General features: G+C 32.9%; 10 protein-coding genes and 1 pseudogene. 7 read left to right on the top strand and 4 right to left on the bottom strand.

Annotated elements, in window-relative coordinates:
* Positions 1-16 precede the first annotated feature (16 nt).
* The 3 genes from HM984_RS01500 (at position 17) to trhA (ending at position 5,180) form a co-directional block, all read left to right on the top strand.
* Entirely contained in the window at positions 17-3,673 is a 3,657-nt protein-coding gene (locus tag HM984_RS01500) for an ABC transporter permease/M1 family aminopeptidase (protein ID WP_179347829.1), read from the top strand.
* Positions 3,674-3,860: 187 nt separating this feature from the next.
* Positions 3,861-4,550, top strand: a complete 690-nt coding sequence (locus HM984_RS01495) for a DUF4294 domain-containing protein (RefSeq protein ID WP_115808681.1) — start codon at positions 3,861-3,863, stop codon at positions 4,548-4,550.
* Positions 4,551-4,553: 3 nt separating this feature from the next.
* Positions 4,554-5,180: a PAQR family membrane homeostasis protein TrhA gene (trhA, locus tag HM984_RS01490; RefSeq protein WP_179347828.1), complete on the top strand. Its 627-nt coding sequence runs from the start codon at positions 4,554-4,556 to the stop codon at positions 5,178-5,180.
* 14 nt (positions 5,181-5,194) lie between these two features.
* Here the strand turns inward: trhA and HM984_RS01485 are convergent, their stop codons facing one another.
* Both HM984_RS01485 and lplA read right to left on the bottom strand, forming a co-directional pair.
* On the bottom strand, positions 5,195-5,977 hold the full coding sequence (locus tag HM984_RS01485) for a hypothetical protein (RefSeq protein WP_179347827.1): 783 nt from the start codon (positions 5,975-5,977) through the stop codon (positions 5,195-5,197).
* A gap of 92 nt (positions 5,978-6,069) precedes the next feature.
* Positions 6,070-7,068 (bottom strand): lipoate--protein ligase, encoded by a 999-nt coding sequence (gene lplA, locus HM984_RS01480; RefSeq protein ID WP_179347826.1) that lies wholly within the window; start codon positions 7,066-7,068, stop codon positions 6,070-6,072.
* Between the two features lie 390 nt (positions 7,069-7,458).
* On the opposite strand from lplA, the gene HM984_RS01475 reads away from it, so the two are divergent.
* The gene (locus tag HM984_RS01475) at positions 7,459-8,643 is read left to right on the top strand and encodes a carboxypeptidase-like regulatory domain-containing protein (protein WP_179347825.1); all 1,185 of its coding nucleotides are present in this window, start codon (positions 7,459-7,461) and stop codon (positions 8,641-8,643) included.
* Between the two features lie 153 nt (positions 8,644-8,796).
* Here HM984_RS01475 and HM984_RS01470 read toward each other — a convergent pair whose 3' ends face one another.
* Positions 8,797-10,032: an ATP-binding cassette domain-containing protein gene (locus tag HM984_RS01470; protein WP_179347824.1), complete on the bottom strand. Its 1,236-nt coding sequence runs from the start codon at positions 10,030-10,032 to the stop codon at positions 8,797-8,799.
* Between the two features lie 343 nt (positions 10,033-10,375).
* Between HM984_RS01470 and HM984_RS01465 the strand changes: the two genes are divergently transcribed.
* Positions 10,376-11,035, top strand: coding sequence for a hypothetical protein (locus tag HM984_RS01465; protein WP_179347823.1), 660 nt, complete (start codon positions 10,376-10,378; stop codon positions 11,033-11,035).
* A gap of 20 nt (positions 11,036-11,055) precedes the next feature.
* A pseudogene (locus tag HM984_RS01460) lies at positions 11,056-11,195 on the top strand (IS110 family transposase); the annotation flags it as partial.
* Between the two features lie 69 nt (positions 11,196-11,264).
* Here HM984_RS01460 and HM984_RS01455 read toward each other — a convergent pair.
* Positions 11,265-12,167 carry a LysR family transcriptional regulator gene (locus HM984_RS01455; RefSeq protein WP_179347822.1) on the bottom strand — a complete coding sequence of 301 codons (903 nt, stop codon included), beginning with the start codon at positions 12,165-12,167 and terminating at the stop codon, positions 11,265-11,267.
* Between the two features lie 93 nt (positions 12,168-12,260).
* Here HM984_RS01455 and HM984_RS01450 point away from each other — a divergent pair, with 93 nt between their 5' ends.
* Positions 12,261-12,857 carry an NAD(P)H-dependent oxidoreductase gene (locus tag HM984_RS01450; RefSeq protein WP_179347821.1) on the top strand — a complete coding sequence of 199 codons (597 nt, stop codon included), beginning with the start codon at positions 12,261-12,263 and terminating at the stop codon, positions 12,855-12,857.
* The last annotated feature ends 15 nt before the right edge of the window (positions 12,858-12,872 follow it).

Here is a 12,872-nt window from a genome sequence, read left to right as displayed (position 1 = left end):
TTAAAAAAGTACATCTATGTTTTCAACAATATTTACTTATGAATTAAAGTACTGGTTAAAACGACCAGCGACTTATATTTACATGGCTATTTTCTTCATGTTATCGGTCTTTATGGCCGCAACAACAGCAGGAATATTTGATAGTATCACAGCAACGACAAGCTCGGCTCGAATTGTAAATTCTCCAATCGGAATAAACAACTTATTTAATGGAGTTACTATTTTAATTTTCTTTCTATTTCCTTCTATTATTGGAGCTTCGATCAATAGGGATTTTAAAAGTGAAATGCATTCCATTTTATACTCTTATCCGTTTACAAAAGCCAATTATTTATTTGCTAAATTTTTTAGTGCCATTACTATTGTAACGCTTATAGTTTTTACCATTGGAATTGGAATGTTTATAGGCTTTAGGTTGCCAGGCACCAATTCTGATCTTATTATTGCGTTTGATTTTAAATCGTATTTCGATGCGTATTGGCTTTTTATTCTGCCTAATATTTTATTGTTTGGAGCTATTGTTTTTGCGGTAGTCACCTTTTCAAGGAATATTGCAGCGGGTTTTATAACTGTTATTTTATTACTGTTTATTCAGGGAGTAACTGATAATTTATTATCGGATCCTGATAGTCGTTATTTAGCAGCCTTATTAGATCCTTTTGGATCTTCGGCTTCAGATTATTACACACGTTACTGGACGGGTTATGAGCAAAACGAGTTGCATATTCCTATTAAGGAAGTAATTCTTTATAACCGTTTAATATGGTTGGGAGTAGCTAGTTTAGTGTTTGGGTTGGTGTTTAAGTTCTTTACGTTTAGTCAAAATGCAATGACTATTTCGCTCTTTAAAAAAGCAAAAGGGGAACGTTCTACTAAACGTAATTTTGGTGGTATCACAAAAATCAATCTTCCTAAGGTTGTAAATGATTATTCATTTGTTCAGAATTTAAAAGCGACTTGGAAAATATCGAATGTAGAATTTAAGTACATCGTTAAAAGTTGGCCGTTTATTAGTATTGTTTTAGTCGGATTAATTGTTGTGTTAATTGCTTTATCTGATTTTGGAAGTCCAACCGGAACCGCATCATATCCTAGGACATGGTTAATGCTACGTGGAGGTAGTGCCTTTGTGTTTGCTATTAATATTTGTACATTTTTATATGCAGGTATGTTAGTAAACCGAAGTAAGATAGCCAACATAAATGGTTTAGAAGACGTTACACCAATTCCAAACTGGTCGTTATTCTTATCTAAGTTTATTGCCATAGTAAAAATGCAAGTGTTATTGCTTACTGTGGTAATGGTTGCAGGTATTTTGTTTCAATTGTATAAAGGGTATTTTGATATTGAAATAGGTTTGTATATTAAAGAATTGTTCGGTTTAAAACTGATTAATTATGTGATTTGGGCTTTCTTGGCATTGATGGTTCAAACAGTAATTAGAAATCCATATTTAGGTCTGTTTGTCCTTTTGGTAATTTCAATTGGTATTCCGCTTTTAACTTTAGCAGGCGTAGAACAAGCGATATTTAAGTATAATGAAGGCCCAGGATTTGGATATAATGATATGAACGGTTATGGAGATTCACTATCTAGATATTTAACTTATAAAATGTATTGGGTACTTGGAGGCTCAATTCTAATGCTTATTGCGGCGTTATTTTGGGTACGTGGTTTACCACATTCATTTAAAGAACGTCTAAGTATTGCGAAAGACCGTTTTAGAACTCCAATGGCAATTGCATTTGTAACACTTTTGGTAGGTTTCTTTACAATGGGTTATACTATTTTCCATGCAACTAACATTAATAACGATCGCTATTCTTCTAAAGAAGCGGAAGAACTGAGAGTGAATTGGGAGAAAATGTATAAAAAATACGAAGACTATGCGCAACCACGTATTATCGCTGTAAACGTAAATGTGGACTTATTTATTGACGATCGTAATTTTGAATCATCAGGAGAATATACAATGATCAATAAAACAGATACTGCAATTGATAGTATTTTCTTAAATCATAATGATTATCCAAGTACATTTAAGTTTAGTCGCGAAAATACGTTGGTATCAGAAGACACACTTTACAACTTTGATATTTATAGGTTAAAACAACCAATGATGCCAGGTGATACCATGAGTTTAAAGTTTACAGTTAAAAACAAACCAAACACATTATTAGTGTCTAATTCTCCTGTAATTAAGAATGGAACGTTTATTAATAACATGGAATTGTTTCCTAATTTAGGATATAATGGAGGTGAGCTTACAGATGATAAAACCCGTGAAAAATACGATTTACCACCAAACAAATTAAAACCACAGCCATCAGACTCTACTGCTTTGGGGAATACTTATATTTCTAAGGATAGTGATTGGATCGATTTTGAAGCTACCGTAAGCACAAGCGAAGATCAAATTGCCATTGCACCAGGGTATCTACAGAAGGAATGGGTAAAAGATGGAAGACGCTATTTTCATTATAAAATGGATAGTAAAATCTTGAATTTTTACGCGTTTAATTCCGCAAAGTATGAAGTAAAAAAAGACAAATGGAAAGACGTTAGTCTCGAAATTTACTATCATAAAGGGCATGAATATAACTTAGAAAGTATGATGGATGGTATGAAGGCATCATTGGCATACAACAGCGAAAATTTTAGTCCATACCAACACAGACAATTACGTATTATAGAGTTTCCTAGTGGTGGATTTGCACAGTCTTTTCCTAATACAATTCCGTTCTCTGGAGATGCAGGTTTTATTGCAGACGTCGAAGAGAGTGAAGATGCTGAAGATGCCGGTTTAAATTATACCTATGCGATTACCGTACACGAAGTAGCACACCAATGGTGGGCACACCAAGTGATTGGGGCTGATGTTTTAGGAGCAACCATGTTGTCTGAAAGTTTATCAGAATATGTGGCATTAAAAGTCTTAGAAAAAGAACTAGGGAAATCACAAATGCGTAAGTTTTTGAGAAAATCTTTAGACGATTATTTAATTAGTCGAACTTTTGAACGTAAACGCGAAAAACCATTAATGTATAATGATGGTCAAGGCTATATTCGCTATCAAAAAGGCTCTTTAGTGTTCTATGCGCTTAGCGATTATATTGGAGAAGATGTATTAAATGGAGCTTTAAAAACCTATGTTGAAAAGGTGAAATTTCAAGAGCCACCTTATACCACGTCTATTGATATGGTAAATCATATCAAAGCGGTGACGCCAGATAGTTTACAATATGTGATTAAAGATATGTTTGAAACGATTACGGTGTATGATAATAGAGTTACATCTGCGACATCTACCGAATTAGACAATGGTAAATTTAAGGTAGACATCGCTTTCGAGGTTACTAAATTTAGAAATAACGAAAAAGGAAAGCAATTGTTTTCTGATATAGGAAGAGATTCCATTTCATATGTACCGGAAGGAAAAGAAAAACCAATAGTATCATTACCACTTCAAGATTATATAGATATTGGGATTTTTACTGAGAATGACGTTGATGGTAAGATGAAAGAAAAAGAACTCTATTTAAAGAAACATAAAATAACAGCTATAGATAATATGATTTCGATTATTGTAGATGAAAAACCGACCGAAGTTGGTGTGGATCCTTACAATAAACTTATTGATAGAGTTTCTGGAGACAACCGTCAGAAACTATAAATAGCGTCATTATTTAATATTAAAGACCTTTCAGATAAAATTTATTTGATAGGTCTTTTTTATTTGGTGGTTTTTTCAATAAGTTTCATAATATTAATATGAATTTAAGGTTATAGACTTTAAATATTATTAATTTTGAAATTGCTAAGAATTTCATATTGGAACGATTTTAGTATTAGAATACTACATGAAATATATCACCTACATAGCATTGTTTTTTTCAATGATTATAAGCGCTCAAGAAGATCCTGTAAAACAAGATTCTACTGAAGTCCACTATATGTATATTGAAGGAGATTCTATTCCTGTTACGTCCGTTGAGTTAAAAGAAGTTTTAGTACTCCCAAATTTAAAGTTTAAAGACAGAAACGCACGTATTCGCTATATCATTTTAAGACGAAAAACACTAAAAGTATATCCGTATGCCAAATTAGCGGCAGAACGTTTAGAAGCCTTACAAGAGCGATTAGATGGATTGGAGCGTAAGCGCGATAAAAAGCGCTATGCTAAGATCATTCAGAATTATATAGAAGAAGAGTTTTCTGCAGAACTTAAGAAACTTACAAAAACAGAAGGTCAGATTTTAGTAAAACTCATTCACCGACAAACCGGAAAAACAACCTTCGATCTCATTAAAGAATTACGAAGTGGCTGGCGTGCCTTTTGGTTTAATAGCACAGCGAGTTTGTTTGATATTTCATTGAAGAAAGAATTTAGTCCTATAGATGAAGAAGAAGACTATTTAATTGAAGACATTTTACAGCGCGCTTTTCAAAATGAACAGCTAAAACGACAAGAAGCAGCTTTCGAAATTGATTTTTATAAGAGTGTCAATAAATGGTCTACATCACAAGGAGCTACTAATTATAAAAGTTAAATAATGCGTATTCAAACAAAATTAGAAGAACAACTCAATTCTTGGACGCATGGCTTTGGTGCCCTTTTAGGAATCGTAGCTTTAGTTTTATTAATTATTGATGCAGACAACCTAAAGCCTTGGAGTTTATTTAGTGTTATTGTTTACGGACTTTCTATTATCATTCTTTTTTTAGCATCAACATTTTACCACGCGGTAGAAGGGGAGAAGCGGAAACATTATTTTAGAATTGTAGATCACGTTAGTATATATCTCCTTATTGCTGGGACGTATACACCGGTTTTATTGATACTTCTAACCAACAGTTTGGGCTGGCCATTATTTTGGACGGTTTGGGGTATTGCAGCTTTTGGTGTGATTTTAAAACTGTTTTTTACTGGACGTTTTGAGGTTTTTTCAACGCTTTTATACCTGGTAATGGGCTGGTTGATTGTATTTGATTTCTCAAATGTTTCAGAAGCACTTGGCCCAAATGGTATTCTTTGGTTATTTGCTGGTGGTACATTTTATACGGTTGGAATTGTTTTTTACGCCCTACAGCGAATGCTTTATAACCATGTTATTTGGCATTTATTTGTTCTAGGCGGTGCCATTTGCCACTTCTTTATGATTTATCTTTATGTGATATAGATACTAATGAATTCTTAATTTAAGGATTCAATGACGACATCTATTTCGTTATGAACTCTGTTTAATTCTATGTTGTAATTATCTGTTTCATGAATAATTAAGTTTTTAAATAACTTAAACGCTTCTAATCTTAGTTTAGAGTATCTCAGTAATTTTTTATTTTGTTCTACAAGTTCGGATGGTAAGTCTTCAATACTATTAGTTCTATTAATAATCTCTATGTTTTCTTTCCATTTAGGGATGGCTATGCTATCAATCTCATTCAAAAGCGTTTCATTATCTTCTGTGTTTAAATGATCGTAGAATATGAGTGACGCCCCTTCATTTTTTGAGAACTGCTCCATTTCGGCATCATAGGTATCATATATTTCATCTGGAATTAAAAATATAGAAGCAAAAACGATAGCTATTAAAATTATTAATGAGATGACACCAATACCTGCAGCTCTCCAGCCAGAATAAAACGGATAATTATTTTCGTCGTGGTTGTTCAGAAGTTTACCATGAATTTTTTCGACTATCAAATAAATAATTCCTGTGTATATAGCAGGAATTACCATATTTGGAATTTTATCCATAATAGATTCAGGAATAACATATAAAGACCCAAATATGATTAGCGTTGCTATTATGGAAATTATAAAAGCTGTTTTTCCTTTTTCAGCCTGATTTAAAGCTTTGTAATTTTCTTTAATTAAATAGCCGGCTGCCAAGGGGCCACCAATAAAACTAGCTAGTCCTATTGATTTTTGCGAATAGAATTTTAAGTCTTTAGTCGTGTAATTATGTTCAATCATTTTTGAGGTTTAAGGCTTTAAAAGTAACTTTTTTAAAATAATAATTTTTTCAAGAGTCTACTACAGTCCGGAATTGTAAACGGTAAATAATACTAATCACTCCCATACACAAGATCAATAAAATCTGACGTTTCTAAAGTGCCAAAGTAATCTTCAATTGAAATATTTTCAAGTGTTTTACGAATCTCATGTTTATCATATGGCACACCAATAAGTATATTTTCTAGATCTGAAACCGGTTGTCTTCCAAAGAAATCTCCGAAAACTTTAACCTCTGAAATATGCCCTTTCTCAACAAAAATGCGAAGGTCAATTTCGCCTATCGGAAAACGTTTATTACGTTGGATATTAAATTTAGGTGAGCGTCCAAAATTCCAATCCCATAAATCATATTTTTCAGCTTTTAATTGGTGTACAGTTTTCCATTCGTCTTCCGTTAGTTTATAGGTTTCAAAAGGTTCACTGGCTTCGTATAGACCAATGAGTAATTGCTCTTTAAAGTTAGCCATAGAAATCGGTGTCTTTAAAAACTCACTGATATTTGCTACACGACTTCTAACCGATTTATGACCTTTAGATTGTATTTTGCTCATTTTTACCTGAAGCGCTTTAGCCACCTCACTCATATCTGTATCAAACAATAAAGTACCATGACTTATCATACGTTTACCTGTGGAGAATTGCGCCGTGCCAGAAATTTTCTTATCCGCTACTAAAATGTCATTTCGGCCTTTTAGTTCTGCAGAAACACCCATGTCATTTAAGACTTTAATTACTGGTGCTGTAAATTTTTTAAAGTTGCTTATGCTTTTGCCATCGTGGTTAGTGATAAAACTAAAGTTTAAATTTCCTAAGTCGTGATAGACTGCGCCACCACCAGAAACGCGTCTCACCACATGAATATTTTTTGCATCTATATACTCTTGGTTAATTTCCTCTAAAGTATTCTGATTTCGTCCGATAATAATAGAAGGTTCGTTGATGTAGAACAACAAATAATCGGTAGATACATCAAAATGTCTTAAGGCGTACTCTTCTAAAGCTAAGTTTAATTTGGGATTGGTGTGGCCTTCGTTATCGATAAAAATCATAAGGTGTAATGGGTTTGGTACTTCACAAAGATACTAATTTGAAATGGCTGATTTGGGAAGGATTTACTTGTTTCAAGGTGTAAAGAAATATCCGCGATAAAATTAATTGATTTTTAATTTGTTTTGGTTACATTTTAATGAACTTCCAACAACACAAAAAATAATATAAAGGGCTATTATTTTTATATAAGTTTTAGATGTTTGGTTGACGGACAGAATTTATTGCATAAAATCCAAGTAGACCTGAACACTGCATAAGGTTTGACGTATGGAACATGAGCATATATTCAATTCAACCCGCTTTGATTAGGTAATTCATTGAGCTATCATTCGATAAGGTGAAATATTTATGTTAAATTGTGATATTTTCAAAAACATAAAATTCTATATATGCATTCATTTCGATTATTTATTATTTTTATTTTATTAAGCTTTTCAGTTCAATCACAAAACAAAACGCTCAAAGTTGAAGGTATTGTGTTAGACGAAGCAGAGTTAAGCATTCCTTATGCTGCTGTTAGCATCACTTCAAAATATATTGGAACTTCAACTAATGAGGATGGTCATTTTTATTTAGAATTATCAAAGAAGAATGAATTAGATACTTTGGAGGTGTCTAGCATTGGCTATTTAACCTCTAAAATAGTCGTTAAAGAATTTCTAGAGTTAAAGGAAAAAGTCATCATTTTAAAAGAAGATATCGTATCGCTTGATGAAGTTAACATTATGAACCCGCAACAATATGTAAAGTTCGCTTTTAAAAACTTAAAAAAGAATACGGTGAGTTCTGTACACGAATTAAAGATCTTAAATCGGTTTTTTGCAGTAGAAGATGATAAGGCTAAATTTTTTGTAGAGCACTATCTTAAAATAAAAGATGTCGGTCCCAGAGGTGGTATCGATATCCGTAGAATTGATATTTTAGAAGGGCGCAGATCTGAAGATTACAGAACGTATAAAGATGCTAATATTGGGAGAATTTACCCTGTGAATTTTATGGCTAAAATAGATCCTCTACGTCGCGGCATTTCTATTAAGGATTACAAATGGACAAAGATTGGTGATACGTCTTACGATGGAGAAGATATTGTTATTATTCAAGGTGTGAATCAGGTTCAAAAACGAAAAAACTATTTAGATCCAGTGCTCTATATTGGAATCGACAGTTATAAGGTGTATAAAACACGAAACAAAGCCTCTAATGTGGTATATATCTATAAGAAAAATGATGAAGGGAAGCTCTATTTAAGCTATCATAATCATTACACAAAACGTTTTATAGATTTAACAGAAGAACACCAAAGAATTTTAAAAACAACAAACGAACAGATTAAATTATCTAAACGAAATGAAGTCATCGTTTTGGGCATAGAAACGGATAAAAAGAAAATAGATGTGGGAAACACTTACGTGTATCGTACAAAGATGGAAGAAATTGATGTGAACTATAGCGCACAGTTTTGGAACACTGTTAATTTACCACCAGCGACAGATTACTTTAAAAAGAGTGTTAAAGAATTAGAGTCCAATTTTGGAATTCCTATTGATACGCAGTTTGAGTTGGTGAATAAGTAAATTTGAGAATAGTAATCGCTGTGGTTATGGGGGATTAGATTTTAGCTTTTAGAAATGTGAGTCCTGCGTTTACAAGGTTCCTTATATTAAAATCATTACACCTATCTTGATTGCTCAGATAAAGTTTTGGTTTTATATTCTCATCATAGGATATCATTTTTTCAGACCAACAGAACCATCAGGAGAGGGGGTGAGCTCGTAAATAAAATCAGGGTGGATATCAGCCTCATCACGATGTGAAACAAACAAAATACTGGTCTCACTTTCGTTGGCGATTTTATTTATTAATGCAGAAATTAGCGCTCTACCTTCATCATTGACATTAATTAACGGTTCATCTAAGATCAACAAAGGCGGATGCTTAATCATCGCTCTTGCTATTAAAATTAGACGTTGGATTGCTGGTGCTAATCTAAGAAAAGCCGTATTTTTTTTGTCACTTAAGTTTAAGGCATCCATCCACTGTGCAGCCGTTTGTATTTGTAAGGTCGATGGTGTTTGGTATAAGCCCACACTATCAAAAAAACCTGAAAGAATCATGTGTTCTACAGTATGGCTTCGATTAAATAACTCTAACATTGCAGGACTGATATAACCTATCTTTTGTTTGATATCCCAAACACTTTCTCCAGAGCCTTTTTTCTTACCAAAGAGGTATAGGTCTTGACCATAGCCTTTGCTATTGTTCCCATAAATCATGGATAGCAATGTGGTTTTACCAGAGCCATTAGGGCCTATTAAATGCCAGAATTCCTTTTTTTTGATGGTCCAGTTGATATCTTTTAGAATACAACGATCCTCATAATTCACATTTACATTTTTAAGTTCTACGAGCACTTCTGGAATATTGCTATACGTTGTTATCGCCGGTGGAATGTCTTTCTCAAAAACAAACACTCGTTTTTTAAACCTATAGTCTTCAATGGGCACCACGGCTTTAAGCTTGTCTTTTTCAAAGGTAATGGCGTGGCTGATTACGGGTAAGAGATCCTCTTGCCTGTTGAAAATAAACACAATAGGCATGTCTTTAGACAAGGCAATTAATTGTTGTTTTAATAGAGAGACAGACGCTTTGTCTAAGGTTTCATAAGGATTATTTAAGACGATGAAATCTGGGTTTTGTTGCAATAGATAAGACAATAATGCTTTTTTTTGCTCACCAGTTGATAATGTTCTCAGGCTTCTGTTTCGTCCTGATGTAAGCTTAAAATTATCGTGTTTTTCTTCTTCTTGGATATATTTTTCTAATACGGAATTTGAAAACAAGACACCTTTTTTTCGTTCTAATCCTGGTAATTTATAGACGCCATTCAGTAAATGCGATAACCAATGTGCTTGTGGTGAACGCGCTGTGTCTTCGATGGCGTAATGCTGATGTGATGGTGTCATGTGGGCTTGATTTGGAACGTATGGTGTGTGGTATTGATTCTTACGTTTTTTTGTGTGATTTTGTTATGTGTATTGACACCCAATTTAGCAAATAAAAACGTAAAAGAACATCCGCTAGACTTTTCGTTAGTTGGCCACAACGAAACATTTAATTATACACGACTTAAGGTCATACGCCCGTATTACTATTCTGGTTATTAACTTAATTGCTAACTCCATGTCATCACTTACGCTATAAGCTTGTTTTAAGCATTTTATAAGCATGCTATAACCACGCTATAACCTGTATTATAATATTTTGTATATTGCTGTATTGTAAGTGTTTAACTTAAAATATGGTGTTATGGCACAACAGACCGGAATTATCCCTTTAGTAGGGACGTTAAATGGTATTAATTTTTATTATTTGAATGGTAAGCCGATTGCACGAAAAGCGGGTGGTGGGTTTACTAAAAAAGCAATAAAGAGCAAGGCTAGTATGCAGCGCGTGCGCGAAAATGCCAATGAGTTTGGCCATTGTTCTGCAATAAATAAAGCGTTTAGATCTGCATTGTATCCGTTTTATAAGGGGCACAAATTCACACATTTTCATAGTCGTTTGATGGGCTTGTTTACGGCTATAAAGGCTTTGGATACGACACATAAACGTGGTGAACGCTGTGTTGCAAATGGGGTAGGGCAGGTACATGGTTTGCAATTGTTGGAGCAGTTTAGCTATACACCAGCGTGTGATGTAAGGCAGGTTTTACCGTTTGAGTTAGAAATTTCTAGCAGTGATTTTGCGTTAACACTAACTGATTTTGATATTGCGCAGGTAGGCTTTGCGGATGGTGCTACCCATATTGCACTAACGTATGGTGTGTTGGATTTTGATTTTGACCGCTTAAATTACGACCTACATTTGGCGACTCCTTTGGTTTTTACTGTGTATTCATTTACCAATCTGGTTTGTAAATTAATTAGTTCGTTGTCAATTTTCGTTTATAGTATTTACCAATACTAAATGATCTTAGTGGACTTTTTAAAGCATGCCAAGATCTTTACGTGGGAATCGTAGCTATAAAGGAAAGCGCAAAAAAATAGCATTAATCGCCGTGTGTAATAAACTACTGAAACAGGCTTTTGCAATAGCTAAATCGAGGTTACTATATGATAGAAATTATAAACGAACTTTAGTAAAAATTAATACTTTTTTACGTGTTTTTTTGCCACAGTACTTTGTTGCACTGCGTTTATTTCATTTTTGATTTAAATATATTCTTAATAATATCTAATTCTTTTTTGTATTTCAAATCTGTTCTTGATGCAAAATATAAAGTGTTTTCCGTTTTTACTTCTCCTTCCCAAACTAAATTTATTTCATTTCTTAAAATTTGTTCTTGACATAAAAAATCAGGAACTAATGCAAGTCCATTTCCATTGTTTAAACATCTTATAATAGAAGTAATGTTTGGTAAAATATAGTTGGGTTTAAAAGCAGGTTTCTTATTAAAATTCTCAAACCAAAAACGTCTAAAATGTTCCATTTCGTTTGATGAACTATACCAAACATTTTGAAGTAGTTCGTCTTCTAACTCGTGTAAGTCGTTCGATTTTAGGTGTTTTTGTATTTTAGTTACATTCGTTTTATTTCCTGCAATTAAAACGATTCTTTCTTTTGAAAACGGAATATACTCAACTAATGATTTTTTTTCATTCTGTTTTTTAGGTGTTATTACTAAATCTAAAATGCCATTGTTTAGATCTTTTATTAGATCTGTATGTGCTCCAAATCTAGCTACTAGGTCAAAATCTAGTTTTGGGATTTCGGGTTCAATAATTAGTTGAAACATTTCTGAGCACATTCCAATGTTTAGAGATGGATTTTTTTCTTGCGTGGTTTTTTTAAAATGCTGTTCTGCTATTTCAAGTTTTTTTAAAGACTCAATAATATATTCATATAAAAATTTTCCGTCTTCTGTTGGAATCATTTTTCTGGAAGTTCGCTCAAATAGCTTTTTACCAACATAAGCTTCTAAAGCATTTAAGTGCACACTAACTCCGGGTTGAGAAGCATATAAAGCAATAGAAGCTTTAGTTAAAGTTCCGTTTTCATATATTTCTTTAAATGTTCTATACCATTCTAAATTCACCATAGCTATTAAAATATTTATACAAAGGTATGATTTGTATTATTTTTACAATAATAAGTATTGCTTTAATTTTGCCTCAAATAAAATAAGAGACCAATGAAAAATATATTTATAATTAATGGAAGTCATCCTTTTGCACATTCTGGTGGAAGATTTAACGAAACACTTTTCAACAATACTATTTCATATTTTGATACGCGTGAGGAATTTGAAGTAAAATTTACTCAAGTGGGCGACAATTATGATGTAAAGCAAGAAGTTGAAAAATTTAAGTGGGCAGATATAGTGATTTATCATACGCCAATTTGGTGGTTTCAAATTCCTTTTGGGTTTAAAAAATATATTGATGAAGTTTTTACGGAAGGACATCAAAATGGAATTTATTCAAGTGATGGGAGAAGCAGAAAAAATCCAAACATCAATTACGGAACAGGTGGTTTAATGCACGGAAAAAAATATATACTTACTACAAGTTGGAATGCACCTAAAACCGCATTTACTTTAGAAAATGAGTTTTTTAATCAAAAAAGTGTAGATGATGGTGTGATGTTTGGTTTTCACAAAATGAATGCTTTTACAGGAATGGAATTATTAGCTACACATCATTTTCACGATATGGAAAAAAATGCAGATGTGCCTTTTGAGTTGGATAATTACAGTGCTTTTTTAAATGATTTATTGATTAATTTGTAATTGTCTAGTTTCGTT

The organism is Winogradskyella pacifica, assembly GCF_013403915.1.
Classification (GTDB): Bacteria; Bacteroidota; Bacteroidia; order Flavobacteriales; family Flavobacteriaceae; genus Winogradskyella; species Winogradskyella pacifica.
Note: the sequence above shows the minus strand (reverse complement) of the source record. Positions and strands in the feature narration are given on the sequence as shown.

Coding starts and splice junctions, on each gene's coding strand:
- HM984_RS01500 (WP_179347829.1), top strand. CDS start 17: ATGTTTTCAACAATATTTACTTATGAATTAAAGTACTGGTTAAAACGA.
- HM984_RS01450 (WP_179347821.1), top strand. CDS start 12,261: ATGAAAAATATATTTATAATTAATGGAAGTCATCCTTTTGCACATTCT.
- HM984_RS01470 (WP_179347824.1), bottom strand. CDS start 10,032: ATGACACCATCACATCAGCATTACGCCATCGAAGACACAGCGCGTTCA.
- HM984_RS01465 (WP_179347823.1), top strand. CDS start 10,376: ATGGCACAACAGACCGGAATTATCCCTTTAGTAGGGACGTTAAATGGT.
- lplA (WP_179347826.1), bottom strand. CDS start 7,068: ATGATTTTTATCGATAACGAAGGCCACACCAATCCCAAATTAAACTTA.
- HM984_RS01485 (WP_179347827.1), bottom strand. CDS start 5,977: ATGATTGAACATAATTACACGACTAAAGACTTAAAATTCTATTCGCAA.
- trhA (WP_179347828.1), top strand. CDS start 4,554: ATGCGTATTCAAACAAAATTAGAAGAACAACTCAATTCTTGGACGCAT.
- HM984_RS01495 (WP_115808681.1), top strand. CDS start 3,861: ATGAAATATATCACCTACATAGCATTGTTTTTTTCAATGATTATAAGC.
- HM984_RS01475 (WP_179347825.1), top strand. CDS start 7,459: ATGCATTCATTTCGATTATTTATTATTTTTATTTTATTAAGCTTTTCA.
- HM984_RS01455 (WP_179347822.1), bottom strand. CDS start 12,167: ATGGTGAATTTAGAATGGTATAGAACATTTAAAGAAATATATGAAAAC.